This window comes from Nocardia nepalensis, from assembly GCF_048910785.1.
Lineage (GTDB): Bacteria > Actinomycetota > Actinomycetes > Mycobacteriales > Mycobacteriaceae > Nocardia > Nocardia nepalensis.
In genome coordinates, this window is record NZ_JBKBET010000022.1 from 92,237 (window position 1) to 115,708 (window position 23,472).

Annotated in this window: 18 protein-coding genes; 7 read left to right on the forward strand and 11 right to left on the reverse strand. The window is 67.2% G+C overall.

Translation table 11 applies throughout. The features are described 5' to 3' along the window. Positions 1 to 67: 67 nt before the first annotated feature. The 4 genes from infB to rimP all read right to left on the reverse strand — a co-directional run bounded on the left by infB (position 68) and on the right by rimP (position 5,360). Complete coding sequence (gene infB, locus ACHQ4I_RS19215) at positions 68 to 3,100, reverse strand: translation initiation factor IF-2 (RefSeq protein ID WP_420773166.1); 3,033 nt, start codon at positions 3,098 to 3,100, stop codon at positions 68 to 70. Between the two features lie 108 nt (positions 3,101 to 3,208). Next, positions 3,209 to 3,541 carry a YlxR family protein gene (locus ACHQ4I_RS19220; protein WP_420773167.1) on the reverse strand — a complete coding sequence of 111 codons (333 nt, stop codon included), beginning with the start codon at positions 3,539 to 3,541 and terminating at the stop codon, positions 3,209 to 3,211. Between the two features lie 122 nt (positions 3,542 to 3,663). After that, positions 3,664 to 4,695: a transcription termination factor NusA gene (gene nusA, locus ACHQ4I_RS19225; protein WP_420773168.1), complete on the reverse strand. Its 1,032-nt coding sequence runs from the start codon at positions 4,693 to 4,695 to the stop codon at positions 3,664 to 3,666. Beyond that, entirely contained in the window at positions 4,692 to 5,360 is a 669-nt protein-coding gene (rimP, locus tag ACHQ4I_RS19230) for a ribosome maturation factor RimP (protein WP_420773169.1), read from the reverse strand. The genes nusA and rimP overlap by 4 nt, the downstream gene beginning before the upstream one ends. A 276-nt stretch (positions 5,361 to 5,636) precedes the next feature. Between rimP and ACHQ4I_RS19235 the strand changes: the two genes are divergently transcribed. Together ACHQ4I_RS19235 and ACHQ4I_RS19240 are read left to right on the forward strand one after the other, a co-directional pair. Next, positions 5,637 to 6,263, forward strand: coding sequence for a hypothetical protein (locus tag ACHQ4I_RS19235; protein ID WP_420773170.1), 627 nt, complete (start codon positions 5,637 to 5,639; stop codon positions 6,261 to 6,263). Between the two features lie 189 nt (positions 6,264 to 6,452). Continuing rightward, positions 6,453 to 6,887 (forward strand): ferritin-like domain-containing protein, encoded by a 435-nt coding sequence (locus tag ACHQ4I_RS19240; protein ID WP_420773171.1) that lies wholly within the window; start codon positions 6,453 to 6,455, stop codon positions 6,885 to 6,887. 392 nt (positions 6,888 to 7,279) lie between these two features. Here ACHQ4I_RS19240 and ACHQ4I_RS19245 read toward each other — a convergent pair whose 3' ends face one another. Further along, the gene (locus ACHQ4I_RS19245) at positions 7,280 to 9,031 is read right to left on the reverse strand and encodes an acyl-CoA dehydrogenase family protein (RefSeq protein WP_420773172.1); all 1,752 of its coding nucleotides are present in this window, start codon (positions 9,029 to 9,031) and stop codon (positions 7,280 to 7,282) included. A 182-nt stretch (positions 9,032 to 9,213) separates the two neighbouring features. Further along, positions 9,214 to 10,968 carry a proline--tRNA ligase gene (locus ACHQ4I_RS19250; RefSeq protein WP_420773173.1) on the reverse strand — a complete coding sequence of 585 codons (1,755 nt, stop codon included), beginning with the start codon at positions 10,966 to 10,968 and terminating at the stop codon, positions 9,214 to 9,216. Positions 10,969 to 11,026: 58 nt separating this feature from the next. Here ACHQ4I_RS19250 and yaaA point away from each other — a divergent pair, with 58 nt between their 5' ends. Then, positions 11,027 to 11,770 carry a peroxide stress protein YaaA gene (yaaA, locus tag ACHQ4I_RS19255; RefSeq protein WP_420773363.1) on the forward strand — a complete coding sequence of 248 codons (744 nt, stop codon included), beginning with the start codon at positions 11,027 to 11,029 and terminating at the stop codon, positions 11,768 to 11,770. 184 nt (positions 11,771 to 11,954) lie between these two features. Here yaaA and ACHQ4I_RS19260 read toward each other — a convergent pair whose 3' ends face one another. Continuing rightward, positions 11,955 to 12,770, reverse strand: a complete 816-nt coding sequence (locus ACHQ4I_RS19260) for a hypothetical protein (protein ID WP_420773174.1) — start codon at positions 12,768 to 12,770, stop codon at positions 11,955 to 11,957. Between the two features lie 302 nt (positions 12,771 to 13,072). Continuing rightward, on the reverse strand, positions 13,073 to 13,750 hold the full coding sequence (locus ACHQ4I_RS19265; protein ID WP_420773175.1) for an NADPH-dependent F420 reductase: 678 nt from the start codon (positions 13,748 to 13,750) through the stop codon (positions 13,073 to 13,075). 190 nt (positions 13,751 to 13,940) lie between these two features. Between ACHQ4I_RS19265 and ACHQ4I_RS19270 the strand changes: the two genes are divergently transcribed. Beyond that, complete coding sequence (locus ACHQ4I_RS19270) at positions 13,941 to 14,672, forward strand: DUF7873 family protein (RefSeq protein ID WP_420773176.1); 732 nt, start codon at positions 13,941 to 13,943, stop codon at positions 14,670 to 14,672. Between the two features lie 484 nt (positions 14,673 to 15,156). Here ACHQ4I_RS19270 and ACHQ4I_RS19275 read toward each other — a convergent pair whose 3' ends face one another. Then, the gene (locus ACHQ4I_RS19275) at positions 15,157 to 16,758 is read right to left on the reverse strand and encodes a PucR family transcriptional regulator (RefSeq protein WP_420773177.1); all 1,602 of its coding nucleotides are present in this window, start codon (positions 16,756 to 16,758) and stop codon (positions 15,157 to 15,159) included. Positions 16,759 to 16,929: 171 nt separating this feature from the next. Between ACHQ4I_RS19275 and ACHQ4I_RS19280 the strand changes: the two genes are divergently transcribed. From ACHQ4I_RS19280 to ACHQ4I_RS19290, 3 genes are all read left to right on the forward strand, one after another. Further along, positions 16,930 to 18,420 (forward strand): CoA-acylating methylmalonate-semialdehyde dehydrogenase, encoded by a 1,491-nt coding sequence (locus ACHQ4I_RS19280; protein WP_420773178.1) that lies wholly within the window; start codon positions 16,930 to 16,932, stop codon positions 18,418 to 18,420. A 32-nt stretch (positions 18,421 to 18,452) separates the two neighbouring features. Then, positions 18,453 to 19,820: an aspartate aminotransferase family protein gene (locus tag ACHQ4I_RS19285; protein ID WP_420773179.1), complete on the forward strand. Its 1,368-nt coding sequence runs from the start codon at positions 18,453 to 18,455 to the stop codon at positions 19,818 to 19,820. A gap of 140 nt (positions 19,821 to 19,960) precedes the next feature. Further along, positions 19,961 to 20,371 (forward strand): PPOX class F420-dependent oxidoreductase, encoded by a 411-nt coding sequence (locus ACHQ4I_RS19290; protein ID WP_420773180.1) that lies wholly within the window; start codon positions 19,961 to 19,963, stop codon positions 20,369 to 20,371. A gap of 18 nt (positions 20,372 to 20,389) precedes the next feature. On the opposite strand, the gene ACHQ4I_RS19295 is transcribed toward ACHQ4I_RS19290, so the two are convergent. Beyond that, a complete protein-coding gene (locus ACHQ4I_RS19295; protein ID WP_420773181.1) occupies positions 20,390 to 21,874 on the reverse strand; it encodes an MFS transporter in 1,485 nt (494 codons plus the stop codon). 2 nt (positions 21,875 to 21,876) lie between these two features. Then, on the reverse strand, positions 21,877 to 23,403 hold the full coding sequence (locus ACHQ4I_RS19300; protein ID WP_420773364.1) for an MFS transporter: 1,527 nt from the start codon (positions 23,401 to 23,403) through the stop codon (positions 21,877 to 21,879). Between the last annotated feature and the right edge of the window lie 69 nt (positions 23,404 to 23,472).

Consider the following 23,472-nt stretch of genomic DNA (forward strand, 5'->3'; position numbering starts at 1 on the left):
CCTACGAAAAGATTGTCTCAGTGGTCCGGCACGGCGTGAATGGCCGTGCCGGACCACCGGTACACAATCAGTCGCGCGGCTTCTCGCGCAGCTCGTAGGCCTCGATCACGTCACCCTCCTTGATGTCGTTGTAGGTCAACGTCATACCGCATTCGAAGCCCTCGCGGACCTCGGTGACGTCGTCCTTCTCCCGCCTCAAGGTGGAGATCGTGACCGTTTCGGCGACCACCAGGTTGTCGCGGAGCAGGCGCGCCTTGGCGTTGCGCTTGACCGAACCCGAGGTAACCATGCAGCCGGCGATATTGCCGACCTTCGACGAACGGAAGATCGCGCGGATCTCCGCACGGCCCAGCTCGACCTCTTCGTAGATCGGCTTGAGCATGCCCTTGAGGGCCTTCTCGATCTCGTCGATGGCCTGGTAGATCACCGAGTAGTACCGGATGTCCACACCTTCGCGGTTGGCCAGCTCGGTCGCCTTGCCCTCGGCCCGGACGTTGAACCCGATGATGATCGCGTTCGACGCCGATGCCAGGTTGACGTTGGTCTCGGTGACACCACCGACACCGCGGTCGATGACCCGCAGGCGCACCTCGTCGTCGATCTCGATACCGAGCAGCGCCTCTTCGAGGGCCTCGACGGTACCGGAGTTGTCGCCCTTGAGGATCAGGTTGAGCTCCGAAGTCTCCTTCAGCGCGGCATCCAGATCTTCCAGGCTGATCCGCTTGCGGCTGCGCGCGGCCAGTGCGTTGCGCTTGCGCGCATTGCGGCGGTCGGCGATCTGGCGAGCGATCCGGTCCTCGTCGACGACGAGCAGGTTGTCACCTGCGCCCGGCACCGACGTGAAGCCGATGACCTGGACCGGCCGCGACGGCAACGCCGCCTCGACGTCGTCGCCGTGCTCGTCCACCATGCGGCGCACGCGGCCGTAGGCGTCGCCCGCGACGATCGAGTCGCCGACGCGCAGCGTGCCGCGCTGCACCAGCACCGTGGCCACCGGACCACGGCCGCGGTCGAGGTGCGCCTCGATGGCGACACCCTGAGCGTCCATATCCGGGTTGGCCCGCAGGTCCAGCGCCGCGTCCGCGGTCAGCAGGACCGCCTCGAGCAGCTGCTCGATGTTGGTGCCCTGCTTGGCGGAGATGTCGACGAACATGGTGTCGCCACCGTATTCCTCGGCAACCAGGTTGTACTCGGTCAGCTGCTGCCGGATCTTGTCCGGGTTCGCGCCTTCCTTGTCGATCTTGTTGACCGCCACCACGATCGGCACATCGGCCGCCTGCGCGTGGTTGATCGCCTCCACCGTCTGCGGCATGACGCCGTCGTCGGCGGCGACCACCAGGATCGCGATATCGGTGGCCTTCGCACCACGGGCACGCATGGCGGTGAACGCCTCGTGACCCGGGGTGTCGATGAAGGTGATGAGCCGGTCGCTGTCACCCAGGTGGGTGAGCACCTGGTAGGCGCCGATGTGCTGGGTGATGCCACCGGCCTCGCCCTCACGGACGTTGGCCTTACGGATCGTGTCGAGCAGTCGGGTCTTACCGTGGTCGACGTGACCCATGACGGTCACCACCGGCGGACGCTGTTCGAGGTCTTCCTCGCCGCCCTCGTCCTCGCCGTAGGTCAGGTCGAACGATTCCAGCAGCTCGCGGTCCTCGTCCTCGGGACTGACCACGTGCACGACATAGTTCATCTCGCTGCCGAGCAGCTCGAGGGTCTCGTCGTTCACCGACTGGGTCGCGGTGACCATTTCGCCGAGGTTGAACAGGGCCTGCACCAGGGCGGCCGGGTTCGCATCGATCTTCTCGGCGAAGTCGGACAGGGACGCGCCGCGGGCGAGCCGGATGATCTCGCCGTTACCGCGCGGCAGCCGCACGCCACCAACGGCGGGCGCCTGCATCGAATCGTATTCCTGACGCTTCTGCCGCTTCGACTTGCGACCACGCCGCGGGGCGCCGCCGGGACGACCGAACGCACCGGCCGCACCGCCGCGGCCACCGGGACCACCCGGACGACCGCCGCCACCGCCACCGGGACGACCGCGGAAGCCACCGGCCGCGGGAGCACCGGCACCGGCACCGGGCGCACCCGTGCCGCCGCCGCCACCGCCGCCGCGGTAGCCACCGCCACCGCCGCCACCGGGGCGACCGGCGCCACCGGGTGCGCCACCCGGACGACCCGGACGACCCGCACCGGCACCGCCCGGACCCGGACGGGCCGAACGCGCGGGCATGGCACCCGGGTTCGGGCGCGGCGGCATCGAGCCGGGGCTCGGACGCGGCCCACCGGGACGCGGACCACCCTGACCGGGAGCCGGACGCCGCTCGCCCTGGGCGCCACCCGGACGAGGAGCACCGCCCTGGGCCGGGCCCGGACGCGGACCCTGGCCATGGCCGGGCCCCGGACGGGGTCCACCCTGGCTGGGAGCCGGACGCGGCGCGGGACGCTCACGATCGGGCGCGGACGAGAAGGGATTGTTGCCGACGCGCGGGGTCTTCGGACCCGGCTTCGGTCCGGCCGCGGCCGGACCACCGGGACGCGGACCGCCGTGCGCGGGTGCGCCGGGACGCTGCTGACCGGGACGTGCGCCACCCGGCGTCGGGCGCGGTCCGCCCTGAGCCGGAGCGCTCGGAGCCGGAGCGGCCTTCGCGGCCGGAGCCGCCGGGGTCTCCTGGACCGGGGCGGTTTCCCGCGGGGCGGGCCTGGCCGGTGGACCAGGACGCGCGGCTGGGCCGGGCCGGGCCACATCGGACGGACGGGCAGCCGGAGCCGCCGTCTCACGGGCGGCCGGAGCCGCCGGGGTCGCCGCCTGTGCGGGCGCTGGGGTACGTGGTCCCGGACGCGGACCGCCACCTGCGGCGGGCTTCGCGGCCGGGGTGCTCGACGGGGCGGAACCGGGACGCGCCCCGGACTTCGCCGTGCCGTTCGCCGGGGCGGACTTGCCTGCCACCGACTCGCGCAGCCGACGTGCGACGGGTGCTTCCACCGTCGAGGACGCCGACTTCACGAACTCGCCCTGCTCCTTGAGCGTTGCGAGTAGTTCTTTGCTCGTGACACCGAGTTCTTTGGCCAACTCGTGCACGCGGGCCTTGCCTGCCACTGCTCTCCTCACTGAGAGGTCGAGCAGTGCCTCCGCCTAGGGACGGCGGGCCCGCACGACCTCGGGTTATCTCCGATGGACGTTCATCGTTGGTGCTTCACGGTGTGCTCATGAGTGCTCGTGCCTGTTCTCGAGGTACTTCTCCAGGGCTGAGATATCCAGATGTCCGGACACTCGTAGTGCTCTGCCGAATGCTCGGCGTCGTTCTGCGGTGCGCAAACAAACCGAAACGGGGTGCAGCCAGGCACCCCGTCCGGGAAGTCTGCGCCACGGATCGGGAACTATCGCAACAACCTCGGAACCGTCACCGGTCTCACAGTCCTGCGCCACGATCCGTAACAGATCGACGGCCAACTCGCGCTTTCGGCATCCGATGCACGTCCGCACCGGAGCCGCTCGACGTCGCTGCGTCGGGACCTGCTCGGTGGTGCGTTCGGACAAAGGAACCAAAGGCTCGCGTTGAACCTGAGACCACTCTACCGCTGTCCCGCTCGGAACACCGAACCCCGCCCCTTTCGAAGTTACGAACCTGTCATCCGGTGGGCTCGATTGGCGGGATTCGGTCAACTCCGATGCGCCTCCGTCCGCACGCTGCCGCTGCCCGCATCAGGTGCCGCATCGCTGCGGATATCGATCCGCCAGCCGGTCAGGCGGGCCGCCAACCTGGCATTCTGCCCCTCCTTGCCGATGGCGAGCGACAGCTGGAAGTCGGGCACGACCACCCGGGCGGCGCGCGCCTCCGGATCGACGATAGTGACCGAGACCACCTTTGAGGGCGAGAGCGCATTGCCGACGAAGGTCGCCGGATCATCCGCGTAATCGATGATGTCGATCTTCTCCCCGGCCAGTTCGCTCATCACGTTGCGCACGCGCTGTCCCATCGGGCCGATGCACGCGCCCTTGGCATTGACGCCGGGCACGGTGGTGCGCACCGCGATCTTGGAGCGGTGTCCGGCCTCACGGGCTACGGCGACGATCTCCACCGAGCCGTCGGCGATCTCGGGCACCTCCAGCGCGAACAGTCGGCGCACCAGATTCGGGTGGGTGCGCGAGAGGGTGATCTGCGGGCCGCGCGGGCCGCGGGATACGCCGACGACGTAGCACTTGATCCGGTCGCCGTGCTCGTAACTCTCGCCCGGCACCTGCTCGGCGGGCGGGATCAGGCCCTCGGTGCCGTGCAGTTCGCTGCCGATGCGCACCACCACGGTGCCGCGGGCGTTGGCGCGGGCATCGCGCTGCACCACACCGCCGACGATGTCTCCCTCGTGGGTGGAGAACTCGCCGAAGGACTTCTCGTTCTCGGCATCACGCAGCCGCTGCAACACCACCTGGCGCGCGGTGGTCGCCGCGATCCGGCCGAAACCCTCTGGGGTGTCATCCCATTCGGAGATCACGTTGCCGTCGGCGTCGAGTTCGCGTGCCATCACCCGGACCACGCCGGTCTTCTGATTGATATCGATGCGCGCGTTGGGCTGGTGGCCCTCGGTGTGGCGGTAGGCCGTGAGCAGTGCCGACTCGATCGCGGAGATCACGGTCTCGATCGAGATCCCTTTGTCGGCGACAATCGCGCGCAGGGCTTCGATTTCGATGTTCATTCCACGATCCCTTCGGTCGGCGAATCGGACGCTTCTAGTGATTCGGTTGGTGCATCGGTTGGTCCTCGGACATCGTCGGTGGGGTCCACCGCTTCCTCATGTCCCGGCTGCGGACGGCCGGGCGCGACTCCGCCCGCGAGATCCAGTTCCCGCGCGCCGGGTGGGTTGAACTCCACCTGGACGACGGCCTCGGCGATATCGGCCACCGGGATGTGCACCCGGTGCGGCTTGTTCTTGCCGCCGAGCACGAGCGCCACCGTATCGTCGGCGAGGACGCCGACCCTGGCCTCGAACTTGTCCGACGATTTGGGATCCGGCGAAGGCGCGCCAGCGCGTAGCTTGATCCGCACCTTGCGGCCCTGGGCGCGGCGCCAGTGCCGGTCGGCGGTGAGCGGACGGTCGATGCCCGGACTGGTCACCTCGAGCAGGTAGGGGGTTTCACCGAAATCGCCGGCCTCGTCGAGGACCTCGGATAGATCGGCGCTCAGTTTCGCGATGGAGTCCAGATCCGAGGCCGCATCGCTGTCCACGATCACCTTCACCCGAGCCTGCGCATCCACATGCTTGCCCGTCGTCGAGATCTCGACACCCTCGAGGTCGAATCCTCGGCGCTCGACGAGTCCAGCAACAAGCTGGCTCACCCTTTCCTCGGTCGGCATGGGCATGTGGGGCGGCTCCTGGTTCAGTTGTCAGACGGCTGATCTCTTCGAGCGACCTGCAGGCAGGTCGCAAGCGGAAAAATTTCTCTACCGAAGATCTAGCGTAACGCGCTCCGAGAGTGTAATGGACCAGCGGCCTCGAGCAAGTTTCCTGGCCACGCGCCTGCGACACGGCGCGGCGGGTGTCGCGCCGACCGTCCGGTCGACGCACGGCGTCCGTCCGGACGGTCGCGGGGTAGACGCTTGGTCGGCGGTGCCGCGCGAATCTGGCACGATGGTGCCGTGCCCATCCGCCTCCCCGCCCCGCCGCGCGCCGGGTGCACTTCCGGCATCCCCGTCGACCGGCACCAATCCCGGCACAGCAACGCTGACGCCGCGCGCCCGAGCATCGTCGACCGCCGGACCGCGTTGCGGCTGGCAGGCGGCACAACGGTGGGCGCGCTAGCCATCGGCGCGGTGGCCGGATGTACGGATAAGACGGTTTACCAGCCCGATCCGCTTGCCGCACAAGAGGTTCTGGCGCGCTCCGACGCCGCGGCCGCGACCGCGGCGATCGCGGTGACGCCGCAGCGGCACGCCGCGCTGACCGTGATCGCCAACGAACGCACCGCACACGCCGACGCGCTGCGCGCCGAAATCAACCGCGTCATCGGCGTTTACGGCGACGGCACCACCCCGACCCACCGCACCCGCGAACTCACCCCATCCGCCTCGGCGGCCGCTCCCGCCGCATCCGGTACGGCAGCACCACCCACCCAGCCACCGAGTATCGATGAGCTCCGCACCCGGCTCACCAAGTCACAGCAGTCCGCAGGCGATCTCGCCCGCACCCAATCCGGTTACCGCGCAGGCCTATTGGCCTCCATCAGCGCGGCCTGCGCGGCCCAGGCGGGGGTTTTGCTGGCATGAGACGTGCCGGACGCCGAGCCTTGCCCGAAGTGCGCACGACACCACTCCCCCAGGCAGAGACGAGCGAATGACCGAAGCCGAACGCGAAGCCCTGCTCGACCGTACGAGCGCGAAAACGACCGACCCCGCAGGCCGAACCGTGATGCCTGCCATGCGCACGGCTCACCTCGCTCGGGCAGGAGTGCGCGCATGACCGAAGCCGAACGCCAAGCATTGCTCGACGCATTGCGCGCCGAGTACGCGGCGGTCTACGCCTACGGGGTGATCGCGGCCTACGCCTCCGCCGAGCGCACTCGCTTGGTCGCGGAAGACACCGCGGCGCACCGTGCTCGCCGCGACAGCACCATCGATGCGCTGAAGGCCGCCGGAGTCACGGTGCCGCCACCGGACGCGGCCTACACCACGCCGTCCCCGGTGAACGACCCGATTCCCGCGGCGAACCTGGCCGTCACGGTGGAAACCGACACCGCCGTCGCCTGGCGCTCGGTCGTCGAAAACGGCAACTCCGACCCCCTCCGCCGAATGGGCGTCGACGCCCTCACCGAATGCGCCCTCCGCCTCGCCACCTGGCAATCAATCCTCGGCGCCAACCCACCCACCATCGCATTCCCCGGCAAGGCCTGACACCGCCGCGCACTCCTTAGCGCGCCGCGCACCAATTCGTCAGCGAAGACGTGCGCGGCGAGCGAACCCATACGCGACGGGCGAAGCCGTGCGTGGCAAGCGAACCCCGTGCACGTCGAGACTCGTGCGTGGCGAGCGAATATGGCGCGGCAGGTGCTATCGGCGCAGTTCGTAGCGCCTTCGGCCCGATGCGTCGGCGTCCTCACCAAATGCGCATTCGTGTCCTGACGACCTGTCAATCGCTCCTGGACTGACCCACCGTCGCCTGCCCTGGCATGGCCTGGCACCACCGCGCGCACTTCCTAGCGCGCCGCGCACAATTCGTCAGCGAATATGTGCGCGGCGAGCAAATCCGTGCGCGGCAGGCCAACCCATGCCGGGCGGGGTTGGGGCTATGGGTGCATTTCGTAGGTGCCGTCGTAGGCGGCGACCTGGGTCCAGATGCGGTTGAAGCGGGCGTGGTCGGTGACCGGGGGGCGTAGGGAGGAGGCGGCCCAGGCTTCTTGGGCAGGGGTGGCGGAGGGCTTGCCGTAGAGGGTGGTGGCGTGGCCGTTGAAGTCGCGGATCTGGAAGTCGAAGATCTGGTCGAGCAGGTCGCGGTCCAGGCCGATGATGGCGGCCTGCTCCAGGATCAGCTGGCCGTAGACCACCAGGGAGAACAGGTGGCCGATGGTCAGCATGAAGTCCAGGTCCTTCTGCTGATCGGCGTCGGGGGCGGCCGTGGTCAGCAGGGTGCGCAGGGCCTGGGCCTGCTCGTAGAAGCGGGCGACGTTCGGGATGTCGGTGTGCTTGTCGTACACCGGGGTCCAGTCGGCGAACTGCACCTTGCCCGCGCCGCGGGCCGGGCCCTGCCGGAAGAAGAACTCGTCGTCGGCCGCGTCGAGGCGGGTGCCGACCTCCGGATAGTCCTTCGGATTGAACAGGTAGTTCGGCATGAACTTCAGGATCTGGCCGACATTGACATGCACCGTGCCCTCGAGCCGGGGCAACGTGCCGATGTAACGGGCGACCTGCGCGAAGTAGGTGTTCTTCTCGAACCCCTTGGCGGCCAGCACATCCAGCAGCAGCGTCATGACGGTCTCGCCCTCGGAGGTCACCTTGGACTTGGTCATCGGGTTGAACAGCAGGTAGCGGCGGTCCTCGAGACTGGCGCTGCGGAAGTAGTCGACGGCCCGGTCGCTGAACAGCTTCATCGCGATGATGCGCACGTATGCATCGACGAAATTCGTTCGCACATGCGGGAATTCGGTGACGGCCCGGCCGTAGAGGATGCGGTTGTTGGAGTGCGTGATGGCCTCGTAGAACGAGTGCTCGACCATGCCGATGCTGCCGTGGCACAGGTTGAACTTGCCGACGTTCACGGTGTTCAGCGCGGCGGAGAAGGCCTCCGGGCCGGTGGACAGGATGTCGGCGGCGGTCACCGGATAGTCGTGCAGCGCGAAGGTGCTGACGTACAACTGACCGTGGATGACATTGTCGATGAGCTCGTAGTTGTCGTGGCGGCTGTCGGCGGCGAACCACACGTAGCCCTCCGCGCCCTCGATATCGGCGCGGCGGGAGAACACCGACACCATCGACGCCACATTGCCGTTGCCGATGTAGTACTTGACGCCGTTGGCGCGGAACAGAATCCCGGCCTCGGCGTCCGCGCTGCCCGGTTCGGTCGGCGTCAGGATCAGGTCGGTGTTGTAGATATCGGCGCCGTGGTCGCGCTCGGACAGACCGAATGCCATCACCTGACCGTCGGCGAGATCGTCTGCGGCGCGCTTCTTGGCGGCCTCGTTATCGCTCTGCCAGATCGGGCCGAGGCCCAGGATGGTGACCTGTTCGGCGTACCAGTACGCCAGGCCGTAGAACCCGAAGATCTCCGACAGCGCCGCATTGCGGGCCGCGTCCCAGCGCCGGTTCTCGTCGCCGTCGGCATAGGCGGCGGGCGTCAGGAAGGTCGCGAACAGCTTCTCCTTCTTGACGAACTCGAGGAACTCCGACACCCACACCGCATCGGCATCATCGGCCAGCAACTGCCGCTTACCCCGCGACTCGAACCACTCGATGGTCGCCTTCAGCAGCCGCCGCGTCTCGGCGTCGAACTGCTTCGGGTCATAGGTGGCGGGGTTGAACAACAACGCGTCGGTGCTCGTCATGCCGCTAACTTACCAGCGGGTAACAGCAGCGTGGAGCGGGTCCGCGATTACGCATAGCCACGAATCATGCCTACGGAACCGTAGGTCCGGACGAACGTGAGAAGCCCGGTCGACTGAGCTGCTGTGGTCATCAGCATCGCCGCAGTCGCCCGGGCCTGTCCACTCGTTGCCGTGGGCGGAACCTACCGTCCGCCGCGCACCTGCGCGAGCACCGATTCGACTACCGAGTCGGCCGGGACCTCGACGGATTCGCCGGTGAAGCGATCGCGGATCTCGACCTTGCCCTCGGCCCAGCCGCGGCCGACGACCACGACAACCGGCACGCCGATCAGCTCGGAATCCTTGAACTTCACACCGGGCGAGGCCTTGCGGTCGTCGAGTACGACGTCGAGTCCGGCCGAATCCAGCTGCGCGGCGACCTGCTCGCCGCCCTCGCGCGAGGATTCGTCCTTATTCGCGATCACCACATGCACATCGAACGGCGCGACCTCGCGCGGCCAGCGCAGGCCCTTCTCATCGTGCTGCTGTTCGGCGATCACCGCGACCATGCGGGAGACGCCGACGCCGTAGGAGCCCATGGTGAGCCGCACCGGCTTGCCGTTCTCACCGAGCACGTCCACCTCGAAGGCGTCGGTGTACTTGTTGCCGAGCTGGAAGATGTGGCCGATCTCGATGCCGCGCGCGGACACCAGGACGCCACGCCCGTCGGGCGAGGGATCACCGTCGCGCACCTCGGCGGCCTCGATGGTGCCGTCAGGGGTGAAATCGCGACCCGCGACCAGGCCGACGACATGCTTGCCCGGCTCGTCCGCGCCGGTGATCCAGCTGGTTCCGGTGCCGATGCGCGGGTCGACCAGGTAGCGAACACCGTTGGCCTGCAATGCCTTCGGGCCGATGTAGCCCTTCACCAGGAACGGGTTGGCGGCGAAATCGGCCTCGGTGAGCATTTCCACCTCGGCGGGTTCGACCGACGCGCCCAGGCGCTTGTCGTCGACCTCGCGGTCACCCGGAATGCCGATGCCGAGCAGTTCGGTCTTACCGTCCGGGTGGCGCAGCTTCACCATGATGTTCTTCAGGGTGTCCGCGGCGGTGACGGGACGGTCGGAGATGCCCGCTTGATTGGCCCAATCCACCAGGGTCGCGATGGTCGGGGTGTTCGGGGTGTCGTGTACGACCGCCGCGGGCAGGCCCTCGATCGGCCGCGATTCGGCAGCGGGCGTGACCACCGCTTCCACATTCGCGGCGTACCCGGACTCCCGGCACACCACGTAGGTGTCCTCACCGACCGGACTGTCCGCGAGGAATTCCTCCGACGCGCTACCGCCCATCGCACCGGAGGTGGCCGCGACAATGACGTACTTGACATTGAGCCGGTTGAAGATGCGCTGGTAGGCCTCGCGGTGCGCGTTGTAGCTGGCCTTGAGTCCGTCCTCGTCGAGGTCGAAGGAGTACGAGTCCTTCATGATGAACTCGCGCCCGCGCAGGATGCCCGCGCGAGGACGCTCCTCATCGCGGTATTTGGTCTGGATCTGGTACAGCGTGACCGGAAGGTCCTTGTACGAGTTGTATTCACCCTTCACGGTCAGCGCGAAGAGCTCCTCGTGGGTCGGGCCGAGTAGATAGTCCGCACCCTTGCGGTCCTGCAGCCGGAACAGGCCGTCGCCGTATTCGGTCCACCGGTTGGTGGTCTCGTACGGCTCGCGCGGCAGCAGCGCGGGCAGCGATATCTCCTGCGCGCCGATGGCGTTCATCTCCTCCCGCACGACCTCCTCGACCCGCCGCAGCACCCGCAGGCCCAGCGGCAGCCACGAGTACACGCCCGGGGCGACGCGCCGCACATATCCGGCGCGGACGAGGAGTTTGTGACTGGGCACCTCGGCGTCGGCGGGATCGTCGCGCAGGGTACGCAGGAACAGGTGGGAGAGGCGGGTGATCACGGAACGACAGGGTAGTCGCTGGCCGTGCGATGTCTGCAAGGCATTACCGTATCCGCTCGTGCTGGTGCTGCTGCCCCCTTCCGAAACCAAGTCCGATGGCGGAACCGATGCGCCGTTAGAGCTGGAGTCGCTGGCGATGCCGCAGCTCACGGCGGTGCGCGACCGGCTCATCGACGAGGTCGTCAAGTTGGCCGCCGACCCGGACGCCTCGCGTGCGGTTCTCGGCCTCGGTAAGGGGGCTGATGCCGAGATCGCCCGCAATGCGACCTTGCGCACCTCGGCCACTCGCCCCGCGCTGGAGCGCTACACCGGCGTCCTCTACGACGCCCTCGACGCTCGCTCGTTCACGAAGGTCCAACGCGCCAAGGCCTATGCCCGACTCGGCATCGGCTCGGCACTGTTCGGCGCAGTCCGCGCCGACGACCTCATCCCCGCCTACCGTCTCTCCGGCGGTTCCAAACTGCCCGGCCTCCCAACTCTCTCCGCCATCTGGCGCGACGTCCTGCCCGACGCACTGCACGCCGAGGCGGCCGGCGAACTGGTCATCGACCTGCGTTCCGGCACCTACCAGCAGCTCGGCCGCGTCCCCGATGCCATTACCGCCAATGTCCTCACCGAACACCCCGACGGCTCGCGAACCGTGGTCAGCCACTTCAACAAGCACCACAAGGGGCTACTCGCCCGCGCCCTCGTCCTCACCCGCGCCGACCCCACCGACATCCGAGCGGTAGCCCGCATCGCCACCAAATCCGGCCTCCGCACCGAAATCGCCTCCCCCACCGAACTGCTCATCATCACCTGAGGCGAGCACAGACCCAGCGCACGCTTCACATAGGTTGCAACCTATGTGAGGCGTGCACTGACTATGTGCCGTCGGCGTAACCACACGCTGCCCAATCCGGCGGAGGTCCCGGCCCGCACCGCCGAAATGCTCGGCCGCCTCATGGCCAACACTGCGGTGATGGTCGCCCACGAACTGCGCCTACTCAGATGCGTTCGGCGGAGCGCCAGGTGCCGCCTCGGTGGGTGCGGTGGGCGATGTTGGCGGCTCGGGCCAGCCTGGTCAGCCAGCGGTCGGGGGTGTTCAGATCAGGCCAGGTCCAGCGGACGACAATCCAGCCGAGTGCGCGCAGGGCATCCTCGCGAAGTTTCTCCGCGATCACAATGGATTCGGGCCCACCCCTCTGGAAGTCTTTGCGGTACTTGACCATTCCATCGAATTCGCCGATGACGCCAAGGGTTGGGAACAAGAAGTCGACTCGGGCAACGAATCCACCGGTGGTATCCAGGATGGTCGACTGTAGCTCCGGTGCGGGGAGACCGGCGGTGCGCAAAACAACCCGGCTTCGCGATTCGCCGGGGCTCTCGGCGCGGCCGTCGAGGAATTCGACGACACGGCGGGCGGCCGGGCAACCAGGACGACCGTTCGCCCGCAACAGTTGTTCCGCCAATTCGGCACGGGTGGTTCGCTCGAGGCGCAGTGCGGCATCACCGACTACGACGGCTTGTTCGAAGGGGACGCTCCGGGCCAGGTCAACGACCGTGCGCGCCACATTTGTCACCCGCATATCGCCGATCTGCACCACTTCATCGGACTCGATGGACGTAGCGTGCACCATGACCCGCGCCCCCGTGCGTGCCCCGGTTCTTCGATCGCGGGTCAAATGAACTCGGGCCAATGGAATCGACCATACCGGGAGCCCGTGCACAACAGCCGCGGAGATATGACTCACGACGGCGGCGGAGCTGGAGCCCGCGGCGACAGCACCGGTCAGCACCAGATGCCGTTGCTCAGTACTCATTTCGCCAATATCGACCTCGCTCACATACTGCCCGCGGCACACCCGCTGCCAGGGTTGCCTACCGAGTTCACGCCCGGTGAACCCCGCATCCAACGCCGCCCGCCGAGAAACAATTCGAGGTAACTCCACACCCCGATCCTCCCGACCACCCCCTCCCCCCGAAAGCCCCAACCGCCGAACTGTGGACAACACGCACCCTGTGCATAACGCCCAACTTTGTTGGCGCACACCCAGTGAACGCCGCGCACAAGTTACGACCTATGTGCGGCGTTCACTGGATATGTGCCACGCTCGGAGCGCGGTCAGCGCTCGGCGGCGGCGAGGGCGGCGGTGATCTTGGCGGCGGGGGCGGGGGCGGCCTCGTGCTCCCAGAACGGGAGGGCTGCGGCGTAGGGGTTGCCGTATACCGGGGTGTTGACCTGGGAACGCCAGCTCTCGCTCAGTGGACCGAAGTCGACGATGTCGTAGCCGAGCGCGTCGAGCAGTTCGGCGGCGGCCTTTTTCGCATCGGCGTCGTCACCCGCGATGGGCAGGGCCGTGCGGTCGTCGGCACCCGACGGCCGGGCGAGGGCGGCCAGATGCGGGTAGTAGATGTTGTTGAAGGCCTTGACGACCTTCGAGCTCGGCAGGTGCTGTTGCAGCAGTTCGCTGCTGGTGGCGGTCCCGGCCTCGAGCTCGGGGAAGGTGCCGTCGCGGTCCGGGTAGTAGTTGTTGGTATCGATCACCACCTTGCCGGCCAGTGGCTCGACCGGAACCTGACGGTAGTTCTTCAACGGCACCGTGACCACGACGATGTCGCCCGCCGCGGCCGCCTCCGCCGCGGTGGCCGCCCGCGCCCGCGGCCCGAGTTCTGCCACCAGGTCCGCCAGCGTCTCCGGCCCCCGCGAATTGCTCACCACCACGTCCAGTCCGGCCGCAACGGCCAGTCGCGCCAGCGTGCCCCCGATATTGCCGCTACCGATCAATCCGAGTGTCGTCATGCCCGTCCCAACCCCGTCGACGCCATGGATGTTCCCGTCACCGTTATCGGCCGGTCCACGCGTCGGGCGCGAAACTCGGATGCGCACGAGACGATCGGTCTGTACTGTTGCCGCGAGCGGCGGGGGAAATCCGAAAAGAGGCGCCGCGCAACGAATGTGACGGCGTACGAGTGCGCCCGGGGAGGTAGAGATGACGAAGCTGAATCAGATCATCGCGGTGGAGAAGGGCGTCAAGAGCGGCGCGCTGCGCGAGTTGGCCGATACCCAGAATCAGCTGCAGAAGCCGGGGTTGCTGGCCGGTATCGCGCGCACGTATCAGCCGAAAGATGAAGAGGGCGAGCAGCTTCCGCCCGAGTCGACGCGCGTGCAGGTGAAGTCGGAGGAGGTGTTGCGTCAGACGGCCGCGACGCTGACCCGGCTATTCGACGTGACCGCGACCAAGGACTGGGCGAACTGCGAGGCCAAGGCCGACGTCCGGGTGGACGAGGAGACCTTGCTGGCCGCCGTTCCGGTCTCGTACCTGCTGTTCCTGGAGAAGCAGCTGGCCGATCTGCACACCTTCGTGAAGAAGCTGCCGGTACTCGACGCCGCCGAGGCCTGGGCGTTCGACGATTCCTCCGACACCTGGCGCACCGATGCCGTGCGCACCATTCGCACCAAGAAGGTGCCGCGCAACCACGTGAAGGCCGAGGCGACCGAGAAGCACCCGGCGCAGGTCGAGGTGTACTACGAGGACATCGCGATCGGCTACTGGACCACGGTGAAGTTCTCCGGCGCGCTGCCCGCCCGCCGGGTCAACGAGCTGGTCGAACGCATCGAAAAGCTCCAGCAGGCAGTCAAATTCGCCCGAGAGGAGGCCAACGGAGCGCAGGTCACCGACCGCAATACCGGTGATGTGATCTTCCGTTACCTGTTCGGCTGAGACCGGTCGGGGGCGAATAATCGCCCTCGACCCCACAGACTCCCCCGCCGGTGTGCGGGGGAAGCGCAAGAGCGCAAACTCAAACTGAAGATAAGCCTGAATACACGGTGTCAGTGCGGGTTCGAATCCCGCTCCGGGCACAGGCCCGGTAGCGCTAGCGACTGCTTGCAGGTCGCTCGAAAGGATCAGCCCAAGTGGTAGAGGCAGCCGGAAACTCAGACTCTCGCTCCAGATTGAGCATTCGCCGCCGATCACCCGGTCACGAGGAAAGGACACGGAGCGACGAGATGCGGGTTCAACCCCCGTTCTCCGCGCCACATGCGGAGATGGTCCAAACGTAGGACGCGTCGCAGTGAGTTTGATCCGATCCCACCGATCCGGTGCGCGAATTGGGTGGCACCGAGGAACCCGAGGGTAGGCTAGACCCTCGGGTTCCCTTGCGTCAGAAGACCTTTCAACGCTCGTGGGTTTCCTCGAGAACCGCCTAGAACTTGTCGGAGTTGGCGGACAGGTCGCGAATGAGCAGTGCGGTATGCAGCGAGGTGCGCGATTCGCCGTCCTCGAGGTCGATGTCGAGGATCCGCTCGATGCGGGCGAGCCGGTCGTAGAGGGTCGGTCTGCTGATATTGAGTCGCTTCGCCAGTTCGGTCTTATTGCCCGCCACGTCGAGGAACTGGCGCAATGTGCGCGTCAGATCGGCCGCATGCCGAATGTCATAGCGCAGCAACGCACTCAGCTCCGTTTCGGCGAAACTCTGCACTCCGGGTTCGTTGCGGATCAGCGAGAGCAGTCCGCGCAACCGGACATCGCCGCTGCGGTAGAACGGTCGCGGCACCGATGACTCCAGCGATAACGCGACCTCGGCGACGTGCGCCGCATGCACCAATTCGCGCGCGGTATCCAGCAGCGAATCCGCTTGGGCGCCAACGCCGACGACCACGCGATGCACCCCATCCACCCGCCGCACCTCGGCGGTGATCGCCGCGCATACGGCACGGAGGGTGTCATCGAGATCGGCGCCGCGCGGGACCGCGAGCACCACGGCGACCCGATCGCCGTGCTCGGCCGCGGTCAATGCGGTCGCCTTCGACAGGCCGAGACCGTGGGTGACCGCGTCCAGCACGCCCGCGCTGCGGCGCTGCCTGGCGACCTGATCGGTTTCGGCAAGGGCCGCGACGTCTATCGCGAGCGGAACGTAATTCACCCGGCGGGTCAGCAGACCGAGCGCGGCGGCCCTGGCCTGGGCATCGCGCTCGTCGAGCACACGGCCGTTGACCATATCGTCGATGAGGCCGGTCTGCGCCTGTCGATGCAGGCCGAAGCGGTCCTTGTCGATCATCCGGTGCAGGGTCAGGGTCTGCGCGGCGCGCTCGAGCACCATCCGGGCGCGGGGCGTCGCGACCCGACTCGAGCGCAGGATGAGCCGACCCCACCGCTGGGTATGCGGGCCGACCGCCACCACATCCCAGCCGTCGGGCAGCAGGCGCGAGGTGGTCTCCCAGTTCTCCAGGATCGCCGAGGTGGTGGTGTGCCGGGCGGTGAGCGCCAACACCCGGTGCGCCAGGTCCTCGAGCACCACCGAGGAATCGAGCATGCCGGCGGCCGTCTTGACGATCTCGGCCAGCGAGGCCCGGCGCACGCTCAACTCGGTGAACGTCTCGTGCACGGTGCGCGCGAACTCCAGTTCGGCGTATTGATCGGCCACGATCACCCGGTGCACCGCCTCGGTGATCTCCACGAACCGAGTGACGCGGTGCAGCGCGATCACCGGCAGCTCGAGCTCATCGGCCATCTCCACGACCACCCGCGGCAACTCCGGCACGGCCTCGCCGAGCTCCACGACCAGCCCGGCCACCCCCGCCGCGGCCAGCGAACGCAGATACGCGACCGTCGATTCGTCACCACCGGTCAATGCCAATCCGGTGGTCAGCATCAGCTCGCCGCCGACCAACAATTCGGCGACATCCGGCAGGTCACTGACGTGCACCCACCGCACCGGCCGCTCCAGCGTTCCCCCGCCAACGACCTGCGGCTCCCCCGCGCGCACCACCGGCATGGCCAGTACATCGGCAATGGAGAGCAACACCCGACGAATCGTAATACGAATTCCGAAATCGCGTACAGATCGTCGGGGTGAAATGGCCGGTCCGTGGTGCAGAGTTGGGACCACAATGGAACAACGGTGGATCGGCACCGAACAGCTCAGCGGTAGAAAACGCCAACCGGTACGAACGCTCACGCATCGAATCGAGGAGATATGCAGACAATCGCGCACTGGCTCGACGGCAAACCCTTCGCTGGCGCGAGTTCGGCGACCGCCCCGGTGACGAATCCGGCGACCGGAGTGGTGACCGGACGGGTCGCGCTGGCCAGCGTCGAGGACGCCAGGGCGGTGATCGAATCGGCCAGGGCGGCGTTTCCGGACTGGCGCGATACCTCGCTGGCGCGGCGAACGCAGATCCTGTTCCGGTTCCGCGAACTGCTCAACGAGCGCAAGCAAGAGCTGGCCGAGCTGATCACCGCCGAGCACGGCAAGGTGCACTCCGATGCGCTCGGTGAGGTGACCCGCGGTCTCGAGGTGGTCGAATTCGCCTGTGGTGTCCCGCATTTGATCAAGGGCGGGTTCACCGAGAATGCGTCGACGAAGGTCGACATCTTCTCCGTCCGCCAGCCGCTCGGCCCGGTCGCGGTGATATCGCCGTTCAATTTCCCGGCGATGGTGCCGATGTGGTTCTTCCCGATCGCGATCGCCGCCGGAAATACCGTGGTGCTCAAGCCGAGCGAGAAGGATCCGTCCTCGTCGCTGTGGTTGGCCGAGCTGTGGCACGAGGCCGGTTTGCCCGCAGGGGTTTTCAATGTGCTGCAGGGCGATAAGGTCGCGGTCGACGAACTGCTCGACAATCCGAATATCAAGGCCGTCTCGTTCGTCGGTTCGACGCCGATCGCGAAGTACGTCTACCAGCGCGGAACCGCCAGCGGTAAGCGCGTGCAGGCGCTCGGCGGCGCGAAGAACCATATGGTCGTGCTGCCCGATGCCGATCTGGATCTGGCCGCCGACGCCGCCGTGAATGCCGGCTTCGGCTCCGCGGGTGAGCGTTGCATGGCGATCAGCGTGGTGCTCGCGGTCGGCACCGTCGGCGACGAACTGGTCGCCAAGATCACCGAGCGCGCCAAGACCATCAAGACCGGGGACGGCACCCGCAATACCGATATGGGGCCGCTGGTGACCCGTGAGCACCGCGATCGCGTCGCTTCCTATATCGACGCGGGCGAATCCGCCGGGGCCAGTGTCGTTCTCGATGGACGCGGCGTCCAGGCCGACGGCGAGGCGGACGGATTCTGGCTCGGGCCAACGATTCTCGATCACGTCGGTACCGAGATGAGCGTCTACACCGACGAGATCTTCGGCCCGGTCCTGTCCGTCGTGCGGGTCGACAGCTACGACGAGGCGCTGGATCTCGTCAACGCCAACCCATACGGCAACGGCACCGCGATCTTCACCAATGACGGCGGCGCGGCCCGGCGCTTCCACAATGAGGTGGAGGTCGGGATGGTCGGCATCAATGTGCCGATCCCGGTTCCGATGGCCTACTACAGCTTCGGCGGCTGGAAGAACTCGCTGTTCGGCGATTCGCACGCACACGGCACCGAGGGCGTGCACTTCTTCACCCGCGGCAAGGCCGTCACGACGCGCTGGCTCGATCCGAGCCACGGCGGCCTGGAACTCGGGTTCCCCCAGAACAAGTAGCCAGACCCCAAGTTACGCAGGAGAACTCGCCGATGACCCTTCCGAACGGATTGACACCGGACGAAGCCAGGCAGGCCGCCGCGCGCGCCTACGAGCTGGACCGCCGCCACGTCTTCCATTCCTGGTCCGCGCAGGCGCAGCTCACGCCGATGACCATCACCGCGGCCCAGGGCTGCTACGTATGGGACGGTGACGGCAACCGTCTGCTCGACTTCTCCTCGCAGCTGGTGAACACCAATATCGGTCATCAGCATCCGAAAGTCGTTGCCGCGGTGCAGGAACAGGCCGCCAAACTGTGCACCGTGGCGCCGCAGCACGTCAACGACGCCCGTTCCGAGGCCGCCCGGCTCATCGCCGAGCGCACCCCGGGCGAGCTGAACAGGATCTTCTTCACCAATGGCGGCGCCGATGCCGTCGAGCATGCGGTCCGGATGGCGCGCCTGCACACCGGGCGCTACAAGGTGCTCGCGCGCTACCGCTCCTATCACGGCGGCACCGAGACCGCGATCAACCTCACCGGCGACCCTCGGCGCTGGCCCAATGACCACGGCAATAGCGGCATCGTCCACTTCTTCGGCCCGTTCCGGTATCGCTCGCAATTCCACGCGAGCACCGAATCCGAGGAAGCCGAACGCGCTTTGGCACATCTCGAGCAGACCATCGTGTTCGAGGGGCCGAGCACGATCGCCGCGATCGTGCTCGAATCCATCCCTGGCACAGCGGGAATCATGGTTCCGCCGCCCGGATACCTGGCCGGTGTCCGGGCGCTGTGCGATAAGTACGGCATCATCTTCATCGCCGATGAAGTGATGTCGGGTTTCGGCCGCACCGGAAAGTGGTTCGCCATCGAGCATTTCGACGGTGTCATGCCCGACCTGCTGACCTTCGCCAAGGGGGTGAACTCCGGCTACGTGCCGCTGGGCGGCGTCGCGATCAGTCCGGCCATCGCGGCGACCTTCGACGATCGCCCGTACCCGGGCGGTCTCACCTACTCGGGTCATCCGCTGGCGACGGCGGCCGCGGTCGCCACCATCAACGCGATGCGGGACGAGCGAATCGTGGAGAACGCCGCCGATATCGGTGACCGAGTCCTGGGTCCGGGCCTGCGCGAGCTCGCCGAACGCCATCCCAGCATCGGTGAGGTGCGCGGCGCGGGCGTGTTCTGGGCGCTGGAACTGGTGCGGGACAGGGAAACTCGCGAACCGCTCGCCCCATATGGCGGCACCAGCGATGCGATGTCCGAAACCGTCGCCGCGGCGAAGGCGGCGGGTCTGCTGCTGTTCGTCAATTTCAATCGGCTGCATGTGGTCCCGCCGTGCGTCATCGGCGAGGCCGAAGCGAAGGAGGGCCTGGCGATCCTCGACCAGGTGCTGACGACTGCCGACGGGCACGTGGGTTGAGCTGAGTAACGAGCTGCAATTCATCGCGGGTGCACGCCGCGCGGGCTGGACCGATGATATGTCGATCATCGAACCCGCGACCGGCGCCGACCGCGGATGACTCGGGAATGTTCTTGATCGGCCGGGCGTTTCACTGCGGCATGACCAGTGCTGTGCTTTCCGATGAGTTGAAGAAGTATCTGGACGAGGCGAAGGTGTATGCGACCGCGGCAACGATCGGGCCGAACGGACAACCGCATCTGACCGTCATCTGGCTCAAGCGCGACGGCGACGACCTGCTGTTCTCCACCACCGTGGATCGGCAGCAGGGCAAGAATCTCGCCCGCGACCCGCGCATCACGGTAATGATCAATCCGCCCGAGAATCCCTACGTGTACGCGGAGATTCGCGGCACCGCCACCCTGACGCCCGATCCGGAGAAGACACTCCCGAACGAGCTGTCGAACCACTACCACGGACTCCCGTACGTCGAATTCAACCCCGCCTCCGTCAACGACGGACCCCGCGTGATCGTCCGGGTGACCCCGCGCAAGGTCGCAGGCCGCCTCTGAACTGCCGGCCGAGCAGGTTCACCCCTGCTTGGCCGTCTCTTGCGCATGCTGCGCCCGCCCGACCTCGGCGGCGGTGTAGCGCAAGGTCAGCGCCACCAGACCGACCAGCAGCGCGCCGATCGCGGCGACGAAGAGCACCAGTGCGTAACCGCTGCCGAGGGCATCGAGTTGGGCCGCAGTCATATCCGTCGGCTTGCCGGTGCTGCCGCCGAGCGAAAGGGTGCGTGAGGCGGCGACCGGCGCGAGCAGTCCGATCGCGATCGGCGTGCCCAGATTCATGAACATCTGGCCGATCGCCGTGAGCGGGCCGATGTTATCGGGCGGGACGCCGACCAGCACACATAGCGGGACCATCACCACGGCCACGCCGATCCCGAAACCGATCACGATGAACAGCACGAGCAGCGTGGGCACGTATTGGACCCCCCGATCCAAGGTCGAGCCGAACAGCAGTCCGGCGACCATGACCACGGCGGCACCGCTCAATATCCAGCGCGGTGCGACGGTCATCGCCAGTTTCGAGGCGAGGGCGGTGCCGATGCCCGCGCCGATCGTGAACGGGATGAAGGCCAGCCCGGCGACCAACGGGCTGTAGCCGACGACATTCTGCACGAACAGACCCGCGAAATAGGTTGTCGCGCCGAGCACTCCGCTGGCCAGCAGGATCGCGCCGAATGTCGCGTTCCGGTCGCGATGATCGAATAGCGACCAGGGAAGCAAGGGATTGCGCACCCACCGCTCGGCGAAGACGAAGCAGATCAGCAACACCACACCGGCCACCAGCGACCCGATGATAACTGGACTGTCCCAACCGAATTCGGGTCCTTCGGTCGCGCCGAACACCAAGGACGCGCACGCCGCCGTGCCGAGCACCGCACCGCGCACGTCCAGGGGTAGTCGATGGTGGGTGGTGTCGCGCAGTTGGAACAGCGCACCCCACAGGATCAACACACCGATCGGCACATTGATCAGGAAGATCCACCGCCAGCTCACCTCGGTGAGCGCGCCGCCGATCACCAACCCGCCAACCGAGCCGACCGCCATCATGGAGCCGAAGATCGCGATCGCCTGATTGCGCACCCGGCCGGGTGCGAAGGTGGTCGCCACCAAGGCGAGTGCGGTCGGGGCCGCGAGTGCCGCGCCGGTGCCCTGGATCGCGCGGGCCGCGATCAGCATTCCCTCGTTCTGCGCGAGCCCGCACAACAGTGAGGCCAGCGTGAACAGCGCGACTCCCACGATGAACATGCGCTTGCGGCCGAAGGAGTCGCCGATCCGGCCGCCGAGCAGCATCAACCCCGCGAACGGCAGACCGTAGGCGGTGACCATCCAGGCGCTACCCGAGCTGGATAGTCCCAGTTCGTCCTGTAGTCGGGGCAGCGCGAGAATCACCACGGTTCCGTCGAGCACGACCATCAGCTGCAACCCGCTCAACACGAGGATCGCGAACCCGAAGGCCCGCCGCGTTACCGGGTAGCGCGTCGTCGCGGCGGGATTGTCTGGCACAGTCAGCCACTGTAGTCAGACCGGCGGATGACCGGGAGCGGCCCGGTCCGGGGCACGACCGGCATGGATCCGGTCCGCTGCGATTCCTCCTGCGCATGCTGGGCCTCGGCCAGCTGTTTCGGCGTGAAACGCAACGTCAGCGCGATGAAGCCCGCCGCGACGGCGACGAGCGAGCAGACCGCGAGTACCAGCGTGTACCCGCTGCCCAGTGCGAAGATCTCGGCCTCGTTCATATCCGCGGCAGTGCCGGCGCGGCCGCCCATCGACATGGTGCGCGAGGCTGCGATCGGGGTGAGCAGACCGATGAACACCGGCGTCGCCAGATTCATGAACATCTGCCCCACGGCCGACAGCGGGCCGATATCGGACGGCGGCACACCGACGAGCACGCACAGCGGCGCAAGCACCATCGCTACGCCGACCCCGAAACCGATCACGATCAACAGCGGAAGCAGCGTGGTCAAATAGCTCACGCCCCCATTGAGCTGCGAACCGACCAACAGCCCGGTGGCCAGCACGAACGCCGCACCGCACAGCAGCCAGCGCGGTGCGATCAGCAGCGCCGCCTTGGAGGCCAGCGCGCCGCCGACGCCGATGCCGATGGTGAACGGAATCGATGCGACACCCGCCACCAGCGGACCGTAGCCGAGCACGTTCTGCAGGAACTGCGCGACGAAGAACGTCATCGCACCGAGCACGCCACCGGCCAGGAAGATCAGCGCGAAGGTGGTGACCCGGTCGCGGCTGTCGAACAGCGACCACGGCAGCAGCGGATCCTCGACGGTGCGTTCGACGACCACGAAGACGATGAGCAGCACCGCGCCCGCCACCAGCGCGCCGATGATCGCCGGACTGCCCCAGCCCATTTCCGGCCCCTCGGTCGCGCCGAACACGATCGAGGCGCAGGCCACGGTGCCGAGCACCGCGCCACGGATATCGAGTGCGGACCGATGGTGTTCGGTGTCGGCGAGCTGCGACAGCGCACCGAGGATGATCAATGTGCCGATCGGCACATTGATCAGGAAGATCCAGCGCCAGGACAGCTGGGTCAGCGCGCCGCCGACCACCAGACCGCCGACGGATCCGATGCCCACCATCGAGCCGACGATCGCGATCGCCTGATTGCGCGCCTTCCCGGGCGCGAAAGTCGTTGCCACCAGCGCGAATGCCGTCGGCGCCGCGATCGCCGCACCCGCACCCTGTACCGCGCGGGCGGCGATCAGCATGGCCTGGCTCTGGGCGAGCCCACACAGCAGCGATGCGACGGTGAACAATCCGACGCCGAGAATCAGCATGCGTTTACGTCCGAACGCATCACCCAGTCGCCCGCCGAGCAGCATGAGACCGGCGAAGGTCAGCCCGTAGGACGTCACCGTCCACGCGGCCCCCGCGCTGGTCATTCCCATCTCCTGCTGCAGCCGCGGCAGCGCGAAGATCACCACGGTGCCGTCGAGCACAACCATCAGCTGCAGCCCGCTCAGCACGAGAATCGCGAGCCCGAAGGCCCGCTGCGTCACCGGATACTGCATCGTCGCAGCGGGTTTATCGAGCACGATGAGCCACTGTAATTGATGCGGAACGAGGGTCCGCCTCCGCGC